This window comes from Streptomyces sp. NPDC055189, from assembly GCF_053606765.1.
On sequence record NZ_JBSGSG010000016.1, the window covers coordinates 79,251 to 102,699 of the forward strand.

18 protein-coding genes are annotated in these 23,449 nt (G+C 70.9%); 9 read left to right on the forward strand and 9 right to left on the reverse strand.

Annotated features, from left to right (window positions below):
• The 8 genes from ACWFR3_RS14915 to ACWFR3_RS14950 all read right to left on the reverse strand — a co-directional run bounded on the left by ACWFR3_RS14915 (nucleotide 1) and on the right by ACWFR3_RS14950 (nucleotide 12,399).
• Nucleotides 1-1,164: a betaine/proline/choline family ABC transporter ATP-binding protein gene (locus ACWFR3_RS14915; RefSeq protein WP_453734960.1), complete on the reverse strand. Its 1,164-nt coding sequence runs from the start codon at nucleotides 1,162-1,164 to the stop codon at nucleotides 1-3.
• A gap of 22 nt (nucleotides 1,165-1,186) precedes the next feature.
• Nucleotides 1,187-1,840 carry a LutC/YkgG family protein gene (locus ACWFR3_RS14920; RefSeq protein ID WP_453734961.1) on the reverse strand — a complete coding sequence of 218 codons (654 nt, stop codon included), beginning with the start codon at nucleotides 1,838-1,840 and terminating at the stop codon, nucleotides 1,187-1,189.
• Nucleotides 1,837-3,333: a LutB/LldF family L-lactate oxidation iron-sulfur protein gene (locus ACWFR3_RS14925; protein ID WP_453734962.1), complete on the reverse strand. Its 1,497-nt coding sequence runs from the start codon at nucleotides 3,331-3,333 to the stop codon at nucleotides 1,837-1,839. Before ACWFR3_RS14925 ends, ACWFR3_RS14920 begins: the two co-directional genes overlap by 4 nt.
• Nucleotides 3,330-4,091, reverse strand: a complete 762-nt coding sequence (locus ACWFR3_RS14930; RefSeq protein ID WP_453734963.1) for a (Fe-S)-binding protein — start codon at nucleotides 4,089-4,091, stop codon at nucleotides 3,330-3,332. The genes ACWFR3_RS14925 and ACWFR3_RS14930 overlap by 4 nt, the downstream gene beginning before the upstream one ends.
• Nucleotides 4,092-4,156: 65 nt before the next feature.
• Complete coding sequence (locus ACWFR3_RS14935) at nucleotides 4,157-5,662, reverse strand: rhamnulokinase (protein ID WP_453734964.1); 1,506 nt, start codon at nucleotides 5,660-5,662, stop codon at nucleotides 4,157-4,159.
• A gap of 270 nt (nucleotides 5,663-5,932) precedes the next feature.
• A complete protein-coding gene (locus ACWFR3_RS14940) occupies nucleotides 5,933-7,984 on the reverse strand; it encodes a bifunctional aldolase/short-chain dehydrogenase (RefSeq protein ID WP_453735033.1) in 2,052 nt (683 codons plus the stop codon).
• A 5-nt stretch (nucleotides 7,985-7,989) separates the two neighbouring features.
• Complete coding sequence (gene rhaI / locus ACWFR3_RS14945; protein WP_453734965.1) at nucleotides 7,990-9,159, reverse strand: L-rhamnose isomerase; 1,170 nt, start codon at nucleotides 9,157-9,159, stop codon at nucleotides 7,990-7,992.
• Between the two features lie 33 nt (nucleotides 9,160-9,192).
• On the reverse strand, nucleotides 9,193-12,399 hold the full coding sequence (locus tag ACWFR3_RS14950) for an alpha-L-rhamnosidase (RefSeq protein ID WP_453734966.1): 3,207 nt from the start codon (nucleotides 12,397-12,399) through the stop codon (nucleotides 9,193-9,195).
• A 319-nt stretch (nucleotides 12,400-12,718) separates the two neighbouring features.
• Here ACWFR3_RS14950 and ACWFR3_RS14955 point away from each other — a divergent pair, with 319 nt between their 5' ends.
• From ACWFR3_RS14955 to ACWFR3_RS14990, 8 genes are all read left to right on the forward strand, one after another.
• On the forward strand, nucleotides 12,719-14,215 hold the full coding sequence (locus tag ACWFR3_RS14955) for a sugar ABC transporter ATP-binding protein (RefSeq protein ID WP_453734967.1): 1,497 nt from the start codon (nucleotides 12,719-12,721) through the stop codon (nucleotides 14,213-14,215).
• Entirely contained in the window at nucleotides 14,212-15,252 is a 1,041-nt protein-coding gene (locus tag ACWFR3_RS14960; RefSeq protein WP_453734968.1) for an ABC transporter permease, read from the forward strand. The genes ACWFR3_RS14955 and ACWFR3_RS14960 overlap by 4 nt, the downstream gene beginning before the upstream one ends.
• Nucleotides 15,245-16,243, forward strand: a complete 999-nt coding sequence (locus tag ACWFR3_RS14965; RefSeq protein ID WP_453734969.1) for an ABC transporter permease — start codon at nucleotides 15,245-15,247, stop codon at nucleotides 16,241-16,243. Before ACWFR3_RS14960 ends, ACWFR3_RS14965 begins: the two co-directional genes overlap by 8 nt.
• A 45-nt stretch (nucleotides 16,244-16,288) precedes the next feature.
• Complete coding sequence (gene rhaS, locus ACWFR3_RS14970) at nucleotides 16,289-17,392, forward strand: rhamnose ABC transporter substrate-binding protein (protein WP_453734970.1); 1,104 nt, start codon at nucleotides 16,289-16,291, stop codon at nucleotides 17,390-17,392.
• A gap of 58 nt (nucleotides 17,393-17,450) precedes the next feature.
• Entirely contained in the window at nucleotides 17,451-18,467 is a 1,017-nt protein-coding gene (locus ACWFR3_RS14975; protein WP_453734971.1) for a LacI family DNA-binding transcriptional regulator, read from the forward strand.
• A gap of 67 nt (nucleotides 18,468-18,534) precedes the next feature.
• On the forward strand, nucleotides 18,535-19,845 hold the full coding sequence (locus ACWFR3_RS14980; protein ID WP_453734972.1) for an alpha/beta fold hydrolase: 1,311 nt from the start codon (nucleotides 18,535-18,537) through the stop codon (nucleotides 19,843-19,845).
• Between the two features lie 86 nt (nucleotides 19,846-19,931).
• A complete protein-coding gene (locus tag ACWFR3_RS14985) occupies nucleotides 19,932-20,684 on the forward strand; it encodes a PIG-L deacetylase family protein (protein WP_453734973.1) in 753 nt (250 codons plus the stop codon).
• 73 nt (nucleotides 20,685-20,757) lie between these two features.
• Entirely contained in the window at nucleotides 20,758-21,594 is an 837-nt protein-coding gene (locus tag ACWFR3_RS14990; RefSeq protein WP_453734974.1) for an enoyl-CoA hydratase/isomerase family protein, read from the forward strand.
• A 92-nt stretch (nucleotides 21,595-21,686) separates the two neighbouring features.
• Here ACWFR3_RS14990 and ACWFR3_RS14995 read toward each other — a convergent pair whose 3' ends face one another.
• The gene (locus ACWFR3_RS14995) at nucleotides 21,687-22,613 is read right to left on the reverse strand and encodes an SDR family oxidoreductase (RefSeq protein WP_453734975.1); all 927 of its coding nucleotides are present in this window, start codon (nucleotides 22,611-22,613) and stop codon (nucleotides 21,687-21,689) included.
• A gap of 124 nt (nucleotides 22,614-22,737) precedes the next feature.
• Between ACWFR3_RS14995 and ACWFR3_RS15000 the strand changes: the two genes are divergently transcribed.
• Complete coding sequence (locus tag ACWFR3_RS15000; RefSeq protein ID WP_453734976.1) at nucleotides 22,738-23,373, forward strand: helix-turn-helix domain-containing protein; 636 nt, start codon at nucleotides 22,738-22,740, stop codon at nucleotides 23,371-23,373.
• Nucleotides 23,374-23,449: the final 76 nt, after the last annotated feature.

Here is a 23,449-nt window from a genome sequence, read left to right on the forward strand (position 1 = left end):
CTACGCGTCGGCCACGGAGTCGAACTCCACCTGATCCCGCGCCACGCCCTGAGCGTCCGCGTCCACCGAGCGGCGCAGCGCCTCGTGCAGCTTCGCCGGGGTCAGCACGCCGAGGAAGCGCGCCCCGTCGAGGACCGCCACCCAGCCCGCGTCGTGCTGGAGCATCACGCCGAACGCCTGCTTGAGCGGGGCGCCGACGGGCACCCAGGCCCGCATGCGGTGGGCCAGATCGCCCACCCTGCCGCCCGCCCCGGCCAAGGACACCTCGTCGATGCCGACCCAGCCGTGCAGATCCCCGTCCGCGTCCAGGACGACGCCCCAGCGGACGCCCTCCTCGCGCAGCCGGGCCGCGGCGTGCGCGGCGGGCTCGTCGAGGCGGACCACCGATGGCTGCTCCAGATCCTCCGGCAGGATCTCGGTGACCGAGAGGCGCTTGAGACCCCGGTCGGCGCCCACGAACTCGGCGACGTAGGGCGTCGCCGGGGTGCCGAGCACCGCGCCGGGCGTGTCGAACTGCTCGATGCGCCCCTGCCCGTACACCGCGATCCGGTTACCGAGCCTGACCGCCTCCTCAATGTCGTGCGTGACCAGGAGAACCGTCTTGCGGACCGCCGCCTGCATCCGCAGGAACTCGTCCTGCAACTGCTCGCGCACCACCGGGTCGACCGCCCCGAACGGCTCGTCCATCAGCAGGACGGGCGGATCGGCGGCCAGGGCACGTGCCACGCCGACGCGCTGGCGCTGGCCGCCCGAAAGCTGCTCGGGGTAGCGGGAGCCGTACAGCTTGGGGTCGAGGCCCACCAGGTCGAGCAGCTCCGCCGCCCGCGCCCGCGCCTTCGCCTTCTTCCAGCCGACGAGCGCGGGGACGGTCGCCGTGTTGTCCAGGACCGTCCGGTGCGGGAAGAGCCCCACCTGCTGGATGACGTAGCCGATACGGCGGCGCAGGCGGACCGGGTCGACGTCCGCGATGTTCTCGCCGTTCACGAAGATGCGGCCCGCGGTCGGCTCGATGAGGCGGTTCACCATCATCATCGTGGTCGTCTTGCCGCATCCGGACGGTCCCACGAGCGTGACCAGTTCACCCTCGCCGACCTCGAAGGACAGCTCGTCCACGGCCATCGTGCCGTCCGGGTAGCGCTTGCTGACCTGCTCGAACCGGATCATGCACTCACGCTAACCGCGGCTTTCAGACTCCGCCCACCAGCACCACCTCCAGGGTGCGCGGGCCGTGTACGCCCTCCACCCGGTCCAATTCGATGTCGCTGGTCGCGGACGGTCCCGAGATCCAGGTCAGCGGACGGGCCGGGTCGAGCCGTTCGAGTGCCTGCGGGACGGAGGAGACGACCTGGTCAGGGACCCGTACGACACAGATGTGGTGATCGGGGACGAGCGTGATCCGGCGGCGGCCCTGGTCGGGACCGCCGTCCAGGACGATCGTGCCGGTCTCGGCCACGGCGACCGCGCAGCCGGTGACGACGCTGTCGACCTCGTCGAGTTCGTGCGGGGTGCTCTCGGCACGGTCGGCGATTTGGGTCGCGTCGGCGGCCTTGAGCCAGTGCGGCGGCAGGCCGGGCGGCGCGAGCACGCTCTGCGCGCCCCGTGCGGCCAGCAGGCGCATGAGCAGCCCGGGCAGTTCCTCCTCCGTGCAGCGGTGCACGAGCGCGCGATAGTCGGCGAGGTTCTCCGCGAGCAGGTCGGTGGTCTCTTCCGTGCTGCGGTCGCCGTGCTCGCGCCGGTAGTCGCGCAGGACGGCCCGGTCGTAGGCGTCGCTCTCCGTGTCGTCCGGCACGTCGGCCAGCGCACGCCGGACGCGGCCCAGGATCTGGTCCCTGCTGCTCACTTCTTCTCGCCCTTCTGCGGCTTCTGCGCCTGGCCGCCGTTCGTACGCCGCCACCAGTCGCGGAACGGCTCCGCCGGTACCTTCGGCAGGTCACGCGTCGCGCTCCACGCCCGGCCGGGGCCGGGAAGCGTGCGCGGATGGAGGTGCCGGGTCCCGGACGCCAGCCGCTGCCCGGTCCGCAGCGCCGCCGGGCGGCCGAACGCCCAGCCCGCCGCGCGCATCGCCGCCCTCTCCGCGGCGTGCCCCTTCGCGGGCCGCAGCGTCACCCTCGTGCCGTGCCGCGTGACTTCGCCGCCCTGGACCACGCGCTCCCGCAGGTGGACGAGGACTTCGGGGATGTCGATGGCGACCGGGCACACCTCGTAGCAGGCGCCGCAGAGGGAGGAAGCGTAGGGGAGGGATGCGTCGATCTCGCTCTGGGTGCCGCGGAGTTGAGGGCTGAGGATCGCGCCGATGGGGCCGGGGTAGACCGAGCCGTACGCGTGGCCGCCCGCCCGCTCGTACACCGGGCAGACGTTGAGGCAGGCCGAGCAGCGGATGCAGCGCAGTGCCTGGCGGCCCACCTCGTCGGCGAGGGTGTCGGTGCGGCCGTTGTCGAGGAGCACGAGATGGAAGGTGCTTGGCCCGTCCTCGCGGGTGGTGCCGGTCCACGTCGACGTGTACGGGTTCATCCGCTCGGCCGTCGAGGAGCGCGGGAGGGTCTGGAGGAAGACCTCCAGGTCCCGCCAGGTGGGCACGATCTTCTCGATGCCGACGACCGAGATGAGCGTCTCGGGGAGGGTGAGGCACATACGGCCGTTGCCCTCCGACTCGACGACCACCAGCGTGCCCGTCTCGGCGACCATGAAGTTCGCCCCGGAGACGCCGACCTTGGCGCGCAGGAACTTCTCGCGGAGGTGGAGACGGGCGGCTTCGGCAAGCTCGGCGGGGGTATCGGTAAGACCCTCGGGGGCAGGACGGCCCCAACTGCCCATCTCCTTCTCGAAGATGTCGCGGATCTCGCCGCGGTTGCGGTGGATGGCGGGCACGAGGATGTGCGAGGGGCGGTCCTTGCCGAGCTGCACGATGAGTTCGGCCAGGTCGGTCTCGTAGGCGTGGATGCCCTCGGCCTCCAGCGCTTCGTTGAGGCCGATCTCCTGCGTGGCCATCGACTTGACCTTGACCACCTCGCTCTCGCCGGTGGCCTTGACCAGCGCGGTCACGATGCGGTTGGCCTCATCGGCGTCCGCCGCCCAGTGCACGGTGCCGCCCGCCGCGGTGACCGACTCCTCCAGCTGGACCAGATAGTGCTCCAGATTGCGGAGCGTGTGGTCCTTGATCTGCTTGCCCGCCTCGCGGAGCCGGTCCCAGTCGTCCAGCTCGGCGACGGCGCGGGCGCGTTTGTCGCGGATGGTGTGCGTGGCGTGCTTCAGGTTGGCGCGCAGGGTGGTGTTGCGCACGGCTTCGTACGCGGCCTCGGGGAAGGCCGGCATCCCGACGAACGTGCCGCTCATGACAGGGGCTCCTCTTCCGTGCTCGCCAGGATCTCCGCGATGTGGACCGGGCGCACACCGCTCTGCAGGCGGGTCATCGTGCCCCCGATGTGCATCAGGCAGGAGTTGTCCGCGGCGCACAGGGTGTCGGCGCCCGTCGACTCGGCGTTGCGCACCTTGTCCGTGCCCATCGCGGAGGAGACATCGGAGTTCTTCATCGCGAAGGTGCCGCCGAAGCCGCAGCACTCGGCCGCGCCCGGCAGCTCGCGCAGTTCGAGTCCCTTGACGGCTTGGAGCAATCGCGTCGGGCGATCGCCAAGACCGAGACTGCGCAGGCCGTGACAGGTCGGGTGGTACGTCACCGTGTGCGGGTAGTACGCCCCGACGTCGGTCACACCGAGGATGTCCACCAGGAACTCGGTGAGTTCGTACGTCTTGGGGACCACCGGTGCCAGGGTGGTCGCGAGGCCGTCGCCGCGGCCCTCGGCGCGGGCCCGTTCTCCCATGCGCGGGTACAGCTCACGGACCATCGCGCCACACGAACCGGAGGGCGTCACGATCGCGTCGTACTCGTCCGAGCCGAAGACATCGGAGAAATGGCGGGCGAGCGGCTCTGTCTGGTGGCGGTAACCCGTGTTGTAGTGCGCCTGCCCGCAGCAGGTCTGCGCCATCGGGAAGTCGACCTCAACCCCCAGTCTGGTCAGCAGTTTCACCACCGCACGGCCCGTGTCGGGATAGAGCGTGTCGTTGACACAGGTCAGGAACAGAGCGACACGCATCGCGGGTTCCTCCTCGTCGATCATCGGATGGGTGCAGCGTATGCGCTACGCCTGCTTTGCGGGAGTCATGGGGCCGGGACGCGTCGCGCGGCCTCGTCCCACGCGGCCCGGCGCGCCGGATCACGGGTCGGCTCATAGCGGGTCAGTTGCTGGGTGCGGGCCAGCAAGGCGCGCATGTCATGGCGGTCCCGTATGAGGCCCTGCGCTCTGGCCTGCACGAGTACGTTGCCGAGCGCGGCCGCTTCCGCCGGTCCCGCGACGACCGGCAGCCCGCAGGCGTCCGCGGTCAGTTGGCACAGAAGCGCGTTGCGGGCGCCGCCGCCGACTATGTGGACGACGTCCACATCCCGGTCCGCGAGGCGTCGGGCGTCCTCGATGGCCCGGCGGTGGGCCAGGGCCAGCGAGTCGAGGATGCAGCGCGTCGTCTCGCCGGGGGTGCCGGGGACGGGTTGGCCCGTGGCCTCGCAGGCCCGGGCTATGCGCTGCGGCATGTCGCCGGGGGCCAGGAAGGCGGGGTCGGCCGCGTCGACGAGCGAACGGAGGGCGGGGACGGTGGCCGCCTCGCGGAGGAGCGAGTCCAGGTCGGGGGCGTCGGTATCGGTGGCCCAGGTGCGCAGGCACTCCTGGAGCAGCCACAGGCCCATGATGTTGCGGAGGTAGCGGACCGTGCCGTCGATGCCCAGTTCGTTGGTGAAGTTGGCTTCGCGGCTCGCCTCCGTGCGGACGGGAGCGGTCAGCTCCAGGCCCGCCAGGGACCAGGTACCGGTGCAGATGTAGGCGAAGTTCTCCGTCGTGGCAGGGACGGCGGCGACCGCTGACGCGGTGTCGTGCGAGGCGACCGTCGTCACGGGGGTGGGGGCGGCCAGGCCCGTGTCGTCCAGGATCTGCGGGAGCAGGTGGCCCGCGGGGTCGCCCGGCTGCCGTAGTGGAGGGAAGAGACCGAGGTCGACGCCCAGGCGCGACGCCACCTCCCGGGACCAGTCACCTGTGCCGGGGTCCATGAGCTGCGTGGTGGAGGCGTTGGTCAGCTCGGTGCCCAACTCGCCCGTGAGCCAGTACGTCAGGAGGTCCGGAACGAGCAAGAGGTGCTTGGCGGCCTTGAGTTGAGCCGTGTCCCTGGCGGCCAGGAGCTGGTAGAGGGTGTTGAACGGGGCGTACTGGATTCCTGTCGTGGCGTAGAGCTCGGTGGCCGGGAGCGTCGTCCACGCCTTGGCCGCGATGCCCTCGGTGCGGGGGTCCCGGTAGTGCACCGGGTTGCCGAGGAGATTGCCGTCGGCGTCCAGCAGGCCGTAGTCGACTGCCCAGCCGTCGATGCCGATGGAGGTGAGGGGGGCGGAGCCCGCGGCGCGCAGGCCGTCGAGGATTCCGGCGTAGAGGGCAAGGATGTCCCAGTGCAGGGCGCCCGCCGTGCGGACCGGGCGGTTGGGGAAGCGGTGTGCCTCCCGGAGGTCGAGGGTGTCGTGCCCTACGCGGGCCACCATGACGCGTCCGCTGGAGGCGCCGAGGTCGATCGCGGCGAAGCGGTGGTGTGCGTGGGCGCCGTTGCTGGTGCTGGGGTTGAGGTTGGGCATCGGGGCTCGCAGGGGTTGAAGGGCGAGTGCGGGTGGGGGTGTGGGTGGGGATGGGTGGCGGGTGGTAGGCGGTCGCGTCCGGAGCGCCGGGCGCCGTGCTCCGGGCCGACAGACCGGCACGTCCCCTCCGGCCGGACGCCCGGCTGCGGGCCGGTGGGCCCTGGCCTCTTGGCCGCCGCCCGGGAACGTCCGTCGCCCGGGAATGTCCCGCCGCCCGTTTGGAACGTCCCTCCGGTCGGGTGTGCGACCGCCGACCGGAGGGGGCTGTGGCTACCTGAGGAACGCCGCCGCGACGCCCGCGTCGACGGGTATGTGCAGGCCCGTCGTGTGGGTCAGGTCGCCCGCCGTCAGGGCGAAGACCGCGTTGGCCACGTGCTCGGGGAGCACCTCGCGCTTGAGGAGGGTCCGCTGGGCGTAGAACGCGCCCAGGTTCTCCTCCTCGATCCCGTACGTCGCCGCGCGCTGCGCGCCCCAGCCGCCCGCGAAGATCCCCGAGCCGCGGACCACGCCGTCGGGGTTGACGCCGTTCACGCGGATGCCGAACTCGCCGAGCTCGGCGGCCAGGAGGCGGACTTGGTGGGCCTGGTCCGCCTTGGTGGCGGAGTACGCGATGTTGTTCGGTCCTGCGAACACCGCGTTCTTGGACGTGATGTAGATGATGTCGCCGCCCAGGGCCTGGTTCCGCATGACGCGGGCCGCCTCGCGGGAGACGAGGAAGGAGCCGCGGGCCATGATGTCGTGCTGCAGGTCCCAGTCGCGGGCCGTGGTGTCGAGCAGCGGCTTGGAGATGGAGATGCCAGCGTTGTTCACCACCAGGTCGACTCCGCCGAAGGCGAGGACCGCGGCGGCGAAGGCGCTGGTGATCTGGTCCTCGGAGGTGACGTCCATGGGGATGGCGACGGCCTTGTCCGGGCCGCCCAGCTCGTCGGCCACGGCCGCGGCGTTCTCCGCGTTGAGGTCCGCCACCGCGACGCAGGCGCCCTCCGCCACCAGGCGGTGCGCGATTGCCTTGCCGATGCCGCTGCCGGCTCCGGTCACCAGGGCGACGCGGGTGGCCAGCGGCTTGGGCTCGGGCATGCGCTGGAGCTTCGCCTCCTCCAGCGGCCAGTATTCGATGCGGAACTTCTCCGACTCGTCGATCGGGGCGTAGGTCGAGACCGCCTCCGCGCCGCGCATGACGTTGATGGCGTTCACGTAGAACTCGCCTGCCACGCGGGCCGTCTGCTTGTCCTTGCCGAAGGAGAACATTCCGACGCCGGGGACCAGGACGATCGCCGGGTCGGCGCCGCGCATCGCGGGGGAGGACGGGTCGGCGTGACGGGTGTAGTAGGCCGCGTACTCCTCTCGGTAGGCGGTGTGCAGCTCCTTGAGGCGCGCGACGGCTTCATCGAGCGGTGCGGTGGGCGGCAGGTCCAGGACCAGCGGCCTGATCTTCGTGCGCAGGAAGTGGTCGGGGCAGGAGGTGCCCAGGGCCGCGAGCCGCGGGTGTTCCGTGGCGGCCAGGAAATCGAGGACGGTGTCGGTGTCGGTGAAGTGGCCGACTTGGGGGCGGTCCAGAGAGGCCAGCGCGCGGATGTGGGGGGCCAGCTCGGCAGCCCGCTGACGGCGTGCGGCGGTGGCAAGGGGAGCGTATTCGTCCAGGGCAGGGCCGAACGGGGCGGGCTTGCCGTGCTCGGCGAGGAACGCTTCCGCCGTGCGGATGATGTGCAGCGAGTTGCGCTCGCACTCCTCGGTCGTGGCACCCCAGGCCGTGATGCCGTGACCGCCCAGGATGCAGCCGATGGCGTCGGGGTTCGCTTCCTTCACCGCGGCGATGTCCAGGCCCAGCTGGAAGCCGGGGCGGCGCCACGGCACCCAGACGACCGTGGAACCGAAGCACTCGGCCGTCAGCTTCTCGCCGTCGGTGGCGCAGGCCAGGGCGATGCCCGAGTCCGGGTGCAGATGGTCCACGTGCGGCGCGTCCACCAGGGCGTGCATCGCGGTGTCGATGGAGGGGGCCGCACCGCCCTTGCCGTGCAGGCAGTAGTCGAAGGCGGCGACCATCTCGTCCTCGCGGTCCGGCCCCCCGTACACCTCCTTGAGCGCGTGGAGGCGGTCGAGGCGCAGGACCGCGAGACCCTGCTCGGTGAGGGTGCCCAGGTCGCCTCCCGAACCCTTGACCCACATCAGGTCCGTGTCCGCGCCGGTGACCGGATCGGGGGCCGTGCCTTTCGCCGATGCGTTGCCGCCCGCGTAGTTCGTGTTGCGCGGGTCCGCGCCCAGGCGGTGGGAGCGGTCCAGGAGTTCCTTGATCCGTTCGTGCTGCGGTTCGTGCTGTGTCATGTGGCTCATGCCCCCCATCCGGCCTGCTCGCCGCCCACGCGGTCCTTGACGATCTGCTCCTGCCAGCCTGACTGCTGATAGGCCCGCATGGGATCCGGGTCGAGCCCCGAGTCCTCCCTGACTTCTGCCAGTAGGGGACGGACGTCGGTGTTGAAGGCGTCCATCAGGACCGCGTTGGCGGCCAGCACGTCGCCGGTCCGCTGGGCCTCGGCCAGCGCGTCGCCGTCGACGAGGAGCGCCTTCGCCGTGGCCTCCTGCACGTTCATCACCGAGCGGATGATCGCGGGGATCTTCGCCTCGATGTTGTGGCACTGGTCGAGCATGAACGCGGTGTCGGAGGTCAGGCCGCCGCCGCGGACGACCTCGTACATGATCCGGAAGAGCTGGAAGGGGTCGGCGGCGCCCGCCATCAGGTCGTCGTCCGCGTAGAAGCGCGAGTTGAAGTCGAAGCCGCCCAGACGGCCCTCGCGCAGCAGGGTGGCGACGATGAACTCGATGTTGGTGCCGGGGGCGTGGTGGCCGGTGTCGACGACGACCTGTGCCTTGGGGCCGAGCTTCAGGCAGTGTGCGTACGCCGTGCCCCAGTCGGGGATGTCCGTGGCGTAGAAGGCCGGCTCGAAGAGCTTGTACTCGACGAGCATGCGCTGGTCGTCGCCGAGGCGGTCGTAGGTCGCGCGCAGGGCCTCCTCGAGGCGGTCCTGGCGGCTGCGGATGTCGTCCTGGCCGGGGTAGTTGATGCCGTCGGAGAACCAGAGCTTCAGGTCGCGCGAACCCGTCGCGTCCATGATGTCCACGCACTCCAGGAGATGGCCGAGTGCCTTGCGCCGGATCGTCGGGTCCGGGTTGGTGACCGAGCCGAGTTTGTAGTCGTCGTCCTGGAAGACATTGGTGTTGATCGCTCCGAGCCGCACGCCGCGCTCGGTGGCGTAGTCCGAGAGGGCCGCGTAGTCGTCGACCTTGTCCCAGGGGATGTGCAGGGCCACCTTGGGCGCCACGCCCGTGTGGGCGTGCACCCGTGCGGCGTCGTCCAGCTTTTCGCGGGTCGTGCGGGGGACACCTGGCTGCGCGAAGACCTTGAAGCGCGTACCGGAGTTGCCGTACGCCCAGGACGGGGTCTCCAGTGCCTGGGTGGTGAGTGCCGCTTTCACGGCGTCCTTGCTGGGTCCGGCGGTCATCGCGCAGCCTTCCGAAAGAGCGGTGGATTCGGGTCAGTTGGTGAAGCGGTGGGTGCCGGAGGACGCGGCGAAGACGGCGCAGCCGTCCTCCATCCGCAGGAACTCCGCCGCGCCGTGGGCCACTTGGGAGCGCTTGTCGGCGGGGATCCACACCTCGGCCGTGGTGTTGGCGGGCAGGGTCAGGGTGAGGCGGAAACCGTCGGAGTCCGTCTTCCAGTGGGTGGTGACCGGTCCGTAGAGCGCGTCGAAGCTGCCCTGCGCCTCGGTCACGCCGCCGCCGGGGCGCGGGCGGACGAGGATCTTGCGGAAGCCCGGGGCGGCCGGTGCGATGCCCGCGATGTTCGCGTACATCCACTCGCCCACCGAGCCGTAGGCGTAGTGGTTGAAGGAGTTCATGCCGGCGTCCTGGAAGCTGCCGTCCGGCTTGATGGAGTCCCAGCGCTCCCACATCGTGGTGGCGCCCTTGTCGATCTGGTAGCCCCAGCTGGGGAAGGACTTCTGGACGAGGAGGCGGTAGGCGACGTCCGTGTGCCCGGTCGCGGTGAGCACCGGCAGCAGGCGCGGAGTACCCAGGAAGCCCGTCGACAGGTGCCATTCCTTGGACTTGACGAGCTCCACCAGACGGGCTGCCGCCGGTGCGCGGTCGCCGTCCGTGAGCAGGTCCATGGACAGGGCCAGGACGTACGCGGTCTGCGTGTCGCCCTTCACCTTGCCGCCGTCGGTCACGTACGCGGCGCGGAAGGCGTCACGGACGCTGCCGAAGAGCTTCTTGTACGGGGCCGGGTCCTTGCCGAGCGCTTCGGCGGTGCGCGCGACCAGGTCGGCGCTGTGCGCGAAGTAGGCGGTGCCGATGACGTCCTTGGGGGTCTCGTCCTGGATGTTGAGCCAGTCCCCGTAGCCCTCGGCGGGCCGCAGGTAGCCGCTGCTGTGCTTCTCCAGGTAGTCGAGCCACTTGAGCATCGAGGGCCAGGACTGCTCCAGGACGCGCTTGTCCCCGTACGCCTGGTACAGCGCCCAGGGGACGGTCACTCCGGCGTCGCCCCAGCCGGCCACGCCCTTGCCGACCGTGCCGATGAAGGGGGCCACGTCCGGGAAGGCCCCGTCGTCGGGCTGCCCGTCGCGCAGGTCGTCGAGCCACTTCGTAAGGAAGCGCGCCGATTCCATCGTGTAGGCGGCGGTCGGCGCGAAGACGTTGATGTCGCCGGTCCAGCCGAGCCGCTCGTCGCGTGCCGGGGTGTCGGTGGGGACGGACAGGAAGTTGCCGCGCTGGCCCCAGGTGATGTTGCTGTGCAGCTGGTTGAGCATGGGGACGTTCGTCTTGAAGTCCATGGTGAACGGCGCCGACGTGTGGATCACGCGGCCCGTGACCGCGTCGAGCGGCGGCTTGCCCGGATAGCCCGTCACCTCGACGTAGCGGAAGCCGTGGAAGGTGAACCGCGGCTCGAACGTCTCCTTGCCGCCGCCCTTGAGCGTGTAGGTGTCCGTGGCGCGTGCGGTGCGCAGATTGGTGGTGTAGACCGTGCCGTCGGGGTTGAGGACCTCCGCGTGGCGCAGCCGGATCTTCGTGCCGGCCTTCCCGGAGACGTCGAGGCGGACCGCGCCGACCATGTTCTGGCCGAGGTCGAAGACGAACACGCCGGGCTTGGGCTCGCTGATCTTGCGGGCGGATATCTCGCTCTCCACCCGCGTGTGCCCGTCGATCTGGGCCACGACGGCGGCCTTGACCTTGTCGACGGCGTCGGCCGCGACCCACGTGGAGTCGTCGAAGCCCGCGCGCGTCCAGCCCGCGGTCTCCAGGCGGGCGTCGTACTCCTCGCCCGACAGGAGGTCGGCGGCGGTCACCGGGCCCGTCGCGGCGCGCCAGTTCGTGCCGGAGAGCACCCGGTCGGTCGAGCCGTCGGTGTACGTGACCTCAAGCTGGCCAAGGAACGCCGGCCGTTCGCCGTACTGGTGGGGGCCGAACATGCCGACGTTGCCCGCGTACCAGCCCACGGCGAGCGTCACGCCGAGGGCGTTGGCGCCGGACTTGAGCTGCTTGGTGACGTCGTACGTCTGGTACTGGACCCGCTTGTTGTAGTCGGTCCAGCCGGGCGCGAGGCGGTCGTCGCCGACGCGCTCGCCGTTGAGCCAGGCGTCGTAGAGGCCCAGGGCCGTGGAGTACAGCCTGGCCCGCGCGACGGTCTTGCCGGCCCGCAGCCGGAACTCGTGGCGCAGCTGGGCGGCGGGGCAGTGCTCGGGAGCGACCTTGCCCCAGGGGCCCGAACCCCAATCGGCGAGGACCTTGGAAGCCGCCCAGGAGGCGTCGTCGTAGCCCGCCGACTGCCAGTCGCCCGAGGGCTCCTTGTCGGTTGTCTTCCACGTGCCGTCGGTGGTGAGGGTGCGCACACCGTCGGAGGTCGTCAGTTCGAGGACGCCGAGGAGACCGGCGGGCCCGGTGGTGGCATTGGTGGCGGAGACGGCGATGACCGCGGCGCCGGGGCGCAGCTGCCCGGTCACGTCGACGACCGCGGGGCGGCGCCAGTTGTCGGCTGCGCTGTCCGCTTCGGTGTGTGCCACCTGCGTGCCGTCGAGGTACGCGGTGTAGCCGTCGTCGGCCGTCAGGACAAGGCGCGCACGCGTGACCCCTTCGGGGACATCGACGCGGCCGCGGAACCAACGGGTGGCCGCGGGCGCGCTGGTGGCGGGGTCCCCCTCGGGGAACCAGATCCAGGAGGCGCCGTCCAGGGAGGGCGCGCCGACGAGGGAGGCGGGCGCGCCGATCCACCGCGCCGTCCAGTCCTTCGCCGCGGAGAGCCCGGTCTCCCACCAGGAGGGCTCACTCCACTCGGAGGCTTTGCCCGCGTCGTCCCAGACCCGGACCGACCAGTAGTAGCGCGTACGGGACTTGAGGTCCGGGCCCGCGTACGGGACCAGGGTGGAGTCGCTGGACGCGACCTTGCCGCTGTCCCAGACGTCGGGCTTGCCGATGCGGCCCGGGGAGGTGGCCACGCGGACCTGGTAGGCGGTCTGTGTCTGGCCCTCGTCGGCGGATGCCAGCGGCCAGCTCAGCCTCGGGCGCGGCACGTCGAGACCGAGCGGGTGTCTCACGTACTCGACGGTCGGTCCGGTCACGCGTAGGGAACGCCCCCCGGCGGAGGGGCCGGAGGGGGTGGCGGATGCCGTCGGAACGGCCCCGGATGCCACCGCCGTTCCCAGGGCGGCGGTGGCGGTGGTGCTGAGCAGTCGTCTTCTGCTGATCACAACTCGACTCCGTAACGACGTGGCGACTCGACGGTGAATCGTTTCACGAGAGGCGAAACTAGGTAGAGCGCCGGTCGCTGTCAAGAGGTCCCAGCCGCCTGACCCTTGTCGCACCGAGTCGCGACAGGATTTTCAAGTCCCGCCCATTGACGCCGCAGTTGGTGCGGGTTTAGCTTCCCTGGAAATTGATTGAATCCTTTCACGCCACGTGTCCGGCGAGTGACTCCCCATGACGTGACTCCCCATGACGCCCCCACGTCCGACACCTGTTTCTCCATGCCAGAAGCCGCATGCCCTTCGTGACCGATCGGTGCTACCTATGAGAGAGCCCCCCGTCCTTGCCGTGCAGGGCCTGAGCAAGTCCTTCGGGGCCGTGCGCGCCCTGCACGACGTCTCCCTGGAGCTGTACGCCGGTGAGGCGCACGCCCTCGCGGGCGAGAACGGCGCAGGGAAATCCACCCTCATCAAGACCCTCGCCGGGGTCCACCGGCCGGACGCGGGAGAGCTGTCGCTCGACGGGTCCCCGGTCGTCTTCCACGGCCCCGGCGACGCCAGGGACGCGGGCGTCGCCGTCATCTACCAGGAGCCGACGCTCTTCCCCGACCTCTCCGTCGCGGAGAACATCTTCATGGGGCGCCAGCCCCGCCGCTCGCTGGGCCGGGTCGACCACAAGGCCGTGCACGCCGCGGCCGAGGCGCTCTTCAAGCGCCTGGCCGTGGACCTCGACCCCGAACAGCCCGCACGCGGCCTGTCCATCGCCGACCAGCAGATCGTCGAGATCGCCAAGGCGCTCTCCTTCGACGCCCGGGTCCTGATCATGGACGAGCCGACCGCGGCGCTCACCGGCAGCGAAGTGGCCCGACTTTTCGGCGTCGTGCGCACCCTGCGCGAACAGGGCGCGGCCGTCCTCTTCATCTCGCACCGCCTCGAGGAGATCTTCGAGCTGTGCCAGCGCGTCACCACGCTGCGGGACGGCGGCCTGATCGCGAGCGAGCCGCTCGACGGACTGACCGAGGACGACCTCGTACGCCGCATGGTGGGCCGCGACCTCGACGAGCTCTACCCCAAGCAGGACACACAGGTCGGCGAAGTCGCGCTCAGCGTCCGCAGGCTGACCCGCGAGGGCGTTTTCACCGACGTGTCCTTCGACGTGCGGCGCGGCGAGATCGTCGGGCTCGCGGGGCTCGTGGGGGCCGGCCGCAGCGAGGTAGCGCGGGCCGTGTTCGGCGTCGACCGGTGGGATGCCGGAACCGTCGAGGTGCAGGGCAAGGCGCTGCTCAACGGCGCCCCCAGCACCGCCATGGCCGCCGGTCTCGCGCTCGTCCCCGAGGACCGGCGCGCGCAAGGCCTGGTGATGGACATGTCCATCGAGCGCAACATCGGGCTCACCGGACTGCGTACGACGGTGCGCGCGGGCCTCATGGATCGCGGCGCCGAACGCAGCCGCTCGCTCGACTGGGCGGTGCGGCTTCAGGTGAAGTACGCGCGGATCGCCGACGCCGTCGGCACTCTGTCCGGCGGCAACCAGCAGAAGGTCGTCCTTGCCAAGTGGCTGGCCACCAAGCCGCAGGTGCTCATCGTGGACGAACCCACCCGCGGCATCGACGTCGGCACCAAGGCCGAAGTGCACCGGCTGCTCTCCGAACTCGCCGCCCGGGGGGTCGCGGTCCTGATGATCTCCTCCGACCTGCCCGAGATCCTCGGCATGGCCGACCGGGTCCTGGTCATGCACGAAGGCCGGCTCACCGCCGAGATCCCGCGCGCGCGGGCCACCGAGGAGTCCGTGATGGCCGCCGCCACGGGGAGGACGGCATGAGCGTGACCACGCAGAGCCCGGCACCCGCCGTCGACCCGGAGAAGGCCGCCGGTACGCGCCTGGTCGACCGCGTCTTCAAGATGCGCGAACTGGCCATCCTCCTGGTCTTCCTGGTGATGATCGGCATCACCCAGGCCGGCAACAGCGAGTTCCTCTCCGAGCAGGGCATCAAGGACCTGCTCCTGAACGCGACCATCCTCGTGCTCGTCGCGACCGGGCAGGCCCTGGTCGTCATCACCCGCAACGTCGACCTGTCGGTCGGCTCGACGCTGGGCATCAGCGCCTTCGCCGCGGGCAACTACCTCCAGGGCGGCGGCAACTCGACCGTCGCGATCCTCCTGGCCGTTGCGCTCGGCGTCGGCTGCGGGCTGCTCAACGGGGCGCTCGTCAGCCTCGGCCAGGTGCCCGCGCTCGTCGTCACGCTCGGCACCCTCTACATCATCCGGGGCATCGACTCGATCTGGGTCGGCTCCCGGCAGATCACCGCATCGGACCTGCCGGGCGGCTTCGTCGACTTCGGCTCCGGCGGGATCTCGGCGGTGCCGTATCTGGCGCTGATCGCGCTCGCCGTGCTGATCGCGGTCGCGTACTACCTGCGGCACTTCGGCGGCGGACGCGAGCTCTACGCCCTCGGCTCCAACCCCGAGGCCGCGCGGCTTGCCGGTATCCCGGTGCGCAAGCGCATCCTCGCCGCCTACACCGCCTGCGGAGCGCTCGCCGGACTCGCAGGGGCGCTCTACCTGGCCCGCTTCGGCAACGTCGACTCCGCCACCGGAAACGGCTACGAACTCACCGTCGTCAGCGCCGTCGTGGTCGGCGGCGTCGTCTTCACCGGCGGCTCCGGAAGCGTCTACGGCGCGGCCCTCGGTGCCCTGCTCCTGACGTCCATCAACAGCGTGCTGCCCGCGCTCGGCGTCAGCTCCGTGTGGGTGCTCGCCATCAACGGCGTGCTGCTCGTCCTGGCCATCGCCGTCGACCGGATCGTCGCCCTGCGCGTCGCCGAGGCCCTGAAGAAGAGGAACGCCCGCCATGGCTGACTCCAACCGGCTCGACGTGACGCGCGCCGTCCGCTGGGACACCGTTGTCGGCGCTCTCCTTGTCGTGCTCCTCCTGATGTCGTTCTCCTTTGTCGACGGTTTCGGCAACGCCCTCAACCTGTCGTTCCTCATCGGCAACACGCTGCCCATCGCCCTGATCGCTCTCCCGATGACGCTCCTGGTCGTCTCCGGAGAGATCGATCTCTCGGTGGCCTCCACGGCGGGGCTCTCCGGAGCGGTGATGGGAGCCCTCTGGAACGCCGGCATGGCCATCGAGACGATCATTCCGCTCGTGCTCCTCCTCGGCGTCGCCTGCGGTCTGGTCAACGGCCTCCTGGTGACCCGTCTGGGGCTGCCCTCGCTCGCCGTGACCATCGGCACCATGGCCGCCTACCGGGGCATCGCACAGATCGTGCTCGGCTCGGACGCCGTCACCGACTTCCCCTCGCAGTACCTGGACTTCGCGGCCGGACGCATCGGCGACACCTTCCTGCCGTACGCCTTCCTGCCTTTCCTCGCGCTGCTGGCGATCGCCGTCCTGGTCCTGCACGCCACGCCCTTCGGCCGCTCGCTCTTCGCGATCGGCGCCAATGAGGAGGCCGCGCGGTTCGCCGGTGTCCGCGTCAAGCGGCACAAGCTGTGGCTGTTCGTCGCCACCGGGCTCATGGCCTCGCTCACGGGCATCTTCTGGGCCCTGCACTACGCCAGCGCCCGCTACGACAACGCCACCGGGCTCGAACTGTCCGTCGTCGCCGCCGTCCTGCTCGGCGGCATCGACTTCGACGGCGGCAAGGGCACCCTGGGCGGCGCGATCGCAGGAGTCTTCCTGCTCGGCGCCCTGCAGAACGCGATGAGCCTGCTCAACGTCTCCGCACAGTCGCAGATCGTCGTCACCGGCGTGCTGCTCGTGGTCTCCGTGCTCGGGCCGCGCGTGGCCCGGCAGATCGCCGTCGCCCGGGCGGGCCGCCGCGCCGCGGCTCCCGTCCGCTGACCCCTCGTACCGCCGCCAAGCCGATCAGTCCGAAAGGGACCAACGATGCTCTCTCCCCACCGATCTGTCCGCCGCTCCGCCCTCACCCGCGCCTGTGTGACCCTGGCCGCCGTCACCTCGCTCGCCCTGACCGCCACCGCCTGCGGAGGCACCACCAAGGAGTCCTCGAAGGACGACGACGCGGGCAAGGCCTCGAACGCCAAGGCCGATCCGGACGCGGTCACCAAGAAGGGCCTGACCGTCGCCTTCCTGCCCAAGCAGGTCAACAACCCCTACTTCACCGTCGCCGACAAGGGCGGCGAGAAGGCGCTCAAGAAGCTCGGGTCGTCCTACAAGGAGACGGGCCCCAACAGCGCCACCGACACCAGCGGACAGGTCTCCTACGTCAACACGCTCACCCAGCAGCAGGTCGACGCCATGGCTGTCTCCGCGCAGGACCCCGGCGCCCTGTGCACCGCCCTCAAGCAGGCCATGAAGAACGACATCAAGGTCGTCACCTACGACTCGGACACCAACCCCGGCTGCCGTGACGTCTTCGTCTCGCAGTCCAGCGCCGAAGCGCTCGGCCGCACCCAGGTGCAGCTTCTGGGCGAGCAGCTCGACTACAAGGGCGACATCGCGATCCTCTCCGCCGCGCAGACCGCGACGAACCAGAACACCTGGATCGGCTTCATGAAGAAGGAGCTGAAGAAGCCCAAGTACAAGGACATGAAGCTGGTCAAGACCGCCTACGGCAACGACGACGCCCAGCAGTCCTTCCAGCAGACCCAGGGACTGCTGCAGGAGCACCCGAAGCTGGCCGGGATCATCTCGCCCACGACGGTCGGCATCAAGGCGGCGGCCCAGTACCTTTCGGGATCGAAGTACAAGGGCAAGGTGAAGCTCACCGGCCTCGGCACGCCCAATGACATGCGCCAGTACGTGAAGAACGGCACCGTCGAGGGCTTCGAACTGTGGGATCCGGCCAAGCTCGGCGCGCTCGCCGCCCACACCGCCGTCGCCCTGAAGTCCGGCCAGATCACCGGCAAGAAGGGCGAGACGTTCAAGGCGGGCGAGCTCGGCCGTTTCACCATCGGTGACAAGGGCGTCGTCGATCTCGGCGAACCTACCGTTTTCGACAAGGACAACATCGACCAGTACAAATTCTGAGGGGATCGCAGGGCGGCGGTGCACCAGGCACCGCACGCGCAACGGAACAAGGGGACGCATGGTCGGCATCAAAGACGTGGCCAAGCACGCCGGAGTGTCGGTGGGCACGGTGTCGAATGTGATCAACCGCCCGGACGTGGTCTCCGAGGAGACCCGCCACCGGGTGCAGTCCGTGATCGACCGGCTGGGCTACGTCCGCAGCGAGTCCGCCCGGCAGCTGCGCGCGGGGCAGAGCCGCATCATGGCGCTCCTCGTGCTCGACATGGGCAACCCCTTCTTCGTGGACGTCGCGCGCGGGGCCGAGCGGGCCGCGCGCGACGCCGGGCTGCGCGTCATGATGTGCAACAGCGGGCAGAGCCCCTCCGAAGAGGCCGAGTACCTGGCGCTCTTCGCGGAACAGCGGGTACGGGGGGTGCTGCTGACCCCGGCCGACGCGACGGGGCGCAACATCGAGGCCTTCCGCAGGCACGCCATCCCGTTCGTCCTGGTCGACCGGGTCGCCGAGGGCGCCACCGAGTGCTCCGTCTCCGTGGACGACGTCCTGGGCGGGGCGCTCGCGGTGCGCCATCTCGTCGACACGGGGCACCGCAGCATCGCGTACGTGAGCGGCCCGCCCGGACTCAACCAGGTCAAGGACCGCAGGCAGGGAGCGCTGCAGGCCCTCGCCGAGGCCGGTCTTCCGGCGTCGGCGCTGCGGGAGCTGCCCACCGAACGCCTCGACGTGGCCGCGGGACGCGACGCGGGCGCCCGCGTCCTCGGTCTCGCCGAGCGGCCCACCGCCGTCTTCTGCGCCAACGACCTGCTCGCCCTGGGAGTGCTCCAGGCGATGTACGCGGCCGGGGTCAGCGTGCCCGAGGACATCGCCATCGTCGGCTACGACGACATCGAGTTCGCAGCCGCGGCCGTCGTCCCGCTCACCTCGGTGCGCCAGCCCGCCGTCAAGATGGGCGCGATGGCCGCGGAACTCCTCCTGGAGGAGACCGAGTCGGACACCGACCCCGAAGAACACGATCACCGGCGGGTGGTGCTCCAGCCGGAGCTGGTGGTGCGGCGCTCCAGCCTGGCGCCCCGCTGACCGCTCCCGCGGCGGGTGTGCTGAACTGGGGCGAAGTGTCCCGTTCCGTTTCCGCCCAGGAGCCCTCTTGACCGCCACCGCCTCCTACCGCCAGCCCGGCGTGGTCCTCACCGACCACCGCTTCTCCGTTCCCCTCGACCACGACGACCCGGCGGGGGAGCGGATCGAGGTGTTCGCCCGCGAGGCCGTGGCGAGCGCACACGGGGACGCCGCCGACCTGCCGTGGCTGGTGTATCTGCAGGGTGGCCCGGGATGCGGGGCCAACCGCTTCGCGGGCAAGGAGGCGTGGCTGGGCAGGGCGCTGCAGGACTACCGGGTGCTGCTCCTCGACCAGCGCGGAACCGGCAGCTCCACCCCGGCCACGCGCCAGACGCTGCCCCTGCGCGGCGGCCCCCGGGAGCAGGCCGACTACCTCGTGCACTTCCGCGCCGACTCCATCGTCCGCGACTGCGAGCTGATCCGGCGCGAGCTGACCGGCGGCGCCCCCTGGACCGTCCTGGGCCAGAGCTTCGGCGGCTTCTGCGCGACCCACTACCTCTCGGCGGCCCCCGAAGGCCTGCACAGCGCCGTCATCACCGGCGGCCTGCCCACGCTCGACGGCCACGCCGACGACGTCTACCGCGCCGCCTACCCGCGCATGCAGCGCAAGACCGCGGCCCACTACGCCCGCTACCCGCAGGACGTGGAGCGCGCCCGCCGCATCGCCGCCCACCTCGCCGAGCACGAGCCGGTCCTGAACGGCGGCTACCGCCTCACCGTCGAGGGGTTCCAGTCTCTGGGCATGCTGCTCGGCACGAAGGACGGCAGCCACCGCCTGCACTACCTCCTGGAGGACGCCTTCGTACGGACCCCGGCGGGCTTCGATCTCTCCGACGCGTTCCAGGAACACGTGCACGCCCAGCTGTCGCTCAGGGACCGCCCGCTCTTCGCGCTCCTGCACGAGTCGATCTACGGCCAGGGCGAGCGGCCCACCGACTGGTCGGCACAGCGGCTGCGCGGCGAGTTCCCGCAGTTCGACCCCGGCAAGGCACTCGCCGGGGACGCGCCGCTGCTCTTCACCGGGGAAGCCGTCCAGCGCTGGCAGTTCGACTGCGATCCGGCGCTGCGGCCGCTGCGCGAGACCGCCGACCTGCTGGCCGCACGCACCGGATGGGCGCCCCTGTACGACACGGCCCGCCTGGCCGCGAACGAGGTGCCGGCCGCTGCCGCCATCTACCACGACGACATGTACGTGGACACCGACCACTCCCTGCGCACCGCTCGCGCCATCCGCGGCCTGCGGACCTGGGTCACCGACGAGTACGAGCACGACGGGCTGCGGGTGGGATCGCCGCGCGTCCTCGACCGGCTCCTGGCCCTCACGCGGGGCGAGGTCTGAGCCCTTCCGCGCGTGTTCCCGCGCGTGTTCGCCGGTGTGCGGTCCGAGCCCTCCGCCGGCGGGCCCCGCGAAGCTAGGCTGCGGGCATGACAGAGCCGTTGAATGTGAACGACCAGCTCACCCCCATGCCCGAGGACTGGCAGCGCGCTCTCGCCGTCGTCGCCCACCCCGACGACCTGGAGTACGGCTGCTCGGCCGCGATCGCCGGCTGGACGGACGGCGGACGCGAGGTGTCCTACCTCCTGGCCAGCCGCGGCGAGGCGGGCATCGACACCCTCGACCCGGCCACGTGCGGGCCGCTGCGCGAGCGCGAGCAGCGGGCCAGCGCGGCGGTCGTCGGCGTGTCGTCCGTGGAGTTCCTCGACCACAGGGACGGCGTGATCGAGTACGGGACGGCGCTGCGCCGCGACATCGCCGCCGCGGTACGCAGGCACCGGCCCGAGCTCGTGATCACCCTCAATTACCGCGACACCTGGGGCGGCGTCGCCTGGAACACCCCGGACCACGTCGCCGTCGGCCGCGCCACCCTGGACGCCGTGGCGGACGCGGGCAACCGCTGGATCTTCCCGGAGCTGATCGAGGAGGACGCGCTCGAACCCTGGAACGGCGTGCGCTGGGTGGCCGTCGCCGGTTCCTCGTCGCCCACGCACGCGGCGGACGCCACGGCCGGCCTGGAGCGCTCCGTGCGCTCGCTCCTCGAACACCGCACGTACATCGAGGTGTTGACGCAGGAGGACCCCGAGAAGTACTGCCGCGAGTTCCTCACCGGCAATGCCCAGCAGGTGGCGCCGCGCTTCGGCGGGAAGCCCGCGGTGTCCTTCGAGGTCTTCAGCCGCTGAGCCGCCGCCACTACGCTGACGTCACGTCAAGAACTGACGTGACGTCAGAAACGTAGGCAGGAGCTGGCGCTGGATGATCGACACCATCGGCACGGACATCCCGGAGGGCGGGGAGCGGCTGCGCCTCGACATCGAGGACGGCCTGGGCATCCTCACCCTCTGCTACCCGCAGAAGCTCAACGCCTGGAGCTGGGAGGCCACGCGCCAGCTGGGCATCTTCGCCGACCGGATCCGCTACGACGACTCGATCAGGGCGGTACTGCTGCGGGCCGAGGGGCGGGCGTTCTGTGCCGGGATCGACATCACCGCGCACATCGGCGACGCGATCGGCGGCCGCTCGGGATCCGAACGCACCCGCAACTACTACGAGGCATTGCGCTGGGTCCACGAACGCTTCCGCGTCTTCGCGGGCCTTCCGCAGCCGATCGTCGCCGCCGTGCAGGGGTACTGCCTCGGCTTCGGCTTCGAGCTCGCGCTGATGGCGGACGTGCGGATCGCCGCGGACGACGCGGTGTTCGCGCTGCCCGAGGCGCAGATCGGCGTCGCGGTGGACGCGGGCGGCGATCTGCGCATCGCGCGCGAGGCGGGCGCGGGCTGGGCGAAGCTGCTCTCGCTCACCGGCCGCCGCATCGACGCCGCCACCGCCGAACGGCTGCGCCTGGTCCAGATCGTCACGCCGGTCGACGAACTGGCCAAGACGGCCCGGGACGTGGCCGCGGAGATCGCGGCGAACGGCCCGCTGGCCGTGCAGGGCATCAAGCGGGGCATCGACGCGTACGCGGACGCGGGGATGGAGGCCGCGCTCGACCGGGTGGCCATGAACGCGGCGATCACGCTGACGTCGGAGGACTCCCGCGCCGGGTACGCGGCGAAGGGGGAGCGGCGCTCGGCGAACTTCGAGGGCAAGTAGCGGCGGCGGGGGCGAGGGGACTCGCTGCCTCGCGAAGAGGCAAGGTGCCCCGCCGCCCTCGAAGAGGCAAGGGTGCCTGGCTACCCCTCGGGCTATCCCTCGAAAGGCCCCCGCCCCATCTGCTCCCGCACCGTCACCACTTCCGGGCTCACCAGGCCCCGCCGCTGCCAGTTCGCGCCGTCGACCACCAGCGTGTGCCCGGTGATGAAGCGGGCGTAGGGCGAGGCCAGGAAGGTGGCGGCCCAGCCCAGTTCGCGCGGGGCGCCGACGCGGAGGGCCGGCTGGCGGGAGCTCAAACCCTGCCGGGGTCCGTCCGGCACGGGCGCCGCCCGGTCGAGGTTGCCGCGGATGTCGGCCGTCATGTCCTCGTGCGGCATCAGGCCCGGCACCAGGCCGTTGACCTGGATTCCGTACGGGCCCCACTCCACCGCCAGGCTCTCGACGAGGCTCTGTACGCCCGCCTTGGCCGCGGCGCTGTGGGCGAACCCGGGCCCGCCGGTCCACGCGTACGACGCCCCGATGTTGATGACGGAGCCGGGTGTGCCCGCCGCGAGGTGTCGGCGGGCGAACTCGCGTGTCATGAGGAACGTCCCGGTCAGCGTGATGTCCACGACCGAGCGCCACGCGTTCGGGGACATGTCCTCGGCGGGCACGGGGAAGTTCGCCGCCGCGTTGTTGACCAGAACGCCGGGCGGGCCGTAGGCCTCCTGCGCCGCGTCGAAGACCTCGGCGACGCGCTCCGGGTCGCGGATGTCGCACGGCACGGCCGTCACCCGCCCGCCGAGGCCCGCGAGCTCGTCCCGCGCCGCTTTCAGCCGCTCTTCCTTGCGGCTGGCGATCACCAGATCCGCGCCGAGCCGCGCGAACTCCGCGGCGATCGCCTTGCCGAGGCCGGTCCCGCCACCCGTCACGAGCACGACCACCCCGTCGTACGTCCCCTCGGGCAGGGCGCTCGAACCGAGCGGTGCGGGGGCCGGAAGCCCGGGCAGAGCTCTTTCGTTCGCATCGTCGTCCGTCATGGCCGCATCGATATCGCGTAACGCCATAAAGCTCCATGCCCGTGAGGGACTCAATGGCCCCCGCGGACCGCCGCACCGAGAGTGAGGGATTGACAGTTGATTTTGCCGATAATGCAATAAAGGCATGACAGGGAACGATGACGACAACGTGAATCTCGAGGGCGTTCTCGCCGAGGTCGGCCCCCGCCTGCGCAAGCTCCGCAAAGAGCGCGGCGCGACGCTCGCGGGCCTCGCCGCCGCCACCGGCATCTCGGTGAGCACCCTCTCCCGCCTGGAGTCCGGCCACCGCAAGCCCAGCCTCGAACTCCTGCTCCCCATCGCCCGCGCCCACCAGGTCGCCCTGGACGAACTCGTCGGCGCCCCGCCCGTCGGCGACCCGCGTGTGCGGTCCAAGCCGATCGTCCGGCACGGCCGCACGATGATCCCGCTGACCCGGCAGCCCGGCGGCCTCCAGGCGTACAAGATCTTCGAGCCGGACCGCTCCGTCGAGCCCGACCTGCAGACCCACGAGGGGTACGAGTGGCTGTACGTCCTGTCCGGGCGGCTGCGGCTCGTGCTCGCCGATCATGACGTGATCCTCACGGCGGGCGAGGCCGCGGAGTTCGACACGCGCGTCCCGCACTGGTTCGGGTCCACGGGGGAGGGGCCCGCGGAGTTCCTCAGCCTGTTCGGCCCGCAGGGCGAGCGGATGCACGTACGGGCGCGCCCCGCTCAGCGGTCCGCACAGGAGTCCGCTCGGCAGAAGCCCGAAGCGGACTGACGAGACGGTTCCCCTCGCTGCAAGCGACCGCTTAGTATGCGACGGAGCCCGGTCTACGAAGAGCCCCGTGGAGGCC

Excerpts from the sequence above, each read along its gene's own strand:
- ACWFR3_RS14915 (WP_453734960.1), bottom strand. The coding sequence starts at position 1,164 with ATGATCCGGTTCGAGCAGGTCAGCAAGCGCTACCCGGACGGCACGATG.
- ACWFR3_RS14925 (WP_453734962.1), bottom strand. The coding sequence starts at position 3,333 with ATGAGCGGCACGTTCGTCGGGATGCCGGCCTTCCCCGAGGCCGCGTAC.
- ACWFR3_RS14930 (WP_453734963.1), bottom strand. The coding sequence starts at position 4,091 with ATGCGTGTCGCTCTGTTCCTGACCTGTGTCAACGACACGCTCTATCCC.
- ACWFR3_RS14935 (WP_453734964.1), bottom strand. The coding sequence starts at position 5,662 with ATGCCCAACCTCAACCCCAGCACCAGCAACGGCGCCCACGCACACCAC.
- ACWFR3_RS14940 (WP_453735033.1), bottom strand. The coding sequence starts at position 7,984 with ATGACACAGCACGAACCGCAGCACGAACGGATCAAGGAACTCCTGGAC.
- rhaI (WP_453734965.1), bottom strand. The coding sequence starts at position 9,159 with ATGACCGCCGGACCCAGCAAGGACGCCGTGAAAGCGGCACTCACCACC.
- ACWFR3_RS14955 (WP_453734967.1), top strand. The coding sequence starts at position 12,719 with ATGAGAGAGCCCCCCGTCCTTGCCGTGCAGGGCCTGAGCAAGTCCTTC.
- ACWFR3_RS14960 (WP_453734968.1), top strand. The coding sequence starts at position 14,212 with ATGAGCGTGACCACGCAGAGCCCGGCACCCGCCGTCGACCCGGAGAAG.
- ACWFR3_RS14965 (WP_453734969.1), top strand. The coding sequence starts at position 15,245 with ATGGCTGACTCCAACCGGCTCGACGTGACGCGCGCCGTCCGCTGGGAC.
- rhaS (WP_453734970.1), top strand. The coding sequence starts at position 16,289 with ATGCTCTCTCCCCACCGATCTGTCCGCCGCTCCGCCCTCACCCGCGCC.
- ACWFR3_RS14975 (WP_453734971.1), top strand. The coding sequence starts at position 17,451 with ATGGTCGGCATCAAAGACGTGGCCAAGCACGCCGGAGTGTCGGTGGGC.
- ACWFR3_RS14985 (WP_453734973.1), top strand. The coding sequence starts at position 19,932 with ATGACAGAGCCGTTGAATGTGAACGACCAGCTCACCCCCATGCCCGAG.
- ACWFR3_RS14990 (WP_453734974.1), top strand. The coding sequence starts at position 20,758 with ATGATCGACACCATCGGCACGGACATCCCGGAGGGCGGGGAGCGGCTG.
- ACWFR3_RS14995 (WP_453734975.1), bottom strand. The coding sequence starts at position 22,613 with ATGACGGACGACGATGCGAACGAAAGAGCTCTGCCCGGGCTTCCGGCC.
- ACWFR3_RS15000 (WP_453734976.1), top strand. The coding sequence starts at position 22,738 with ATGACAGGGAACGATGACGACAACGTGAATCTCGAGGGCGTTCTCGCC.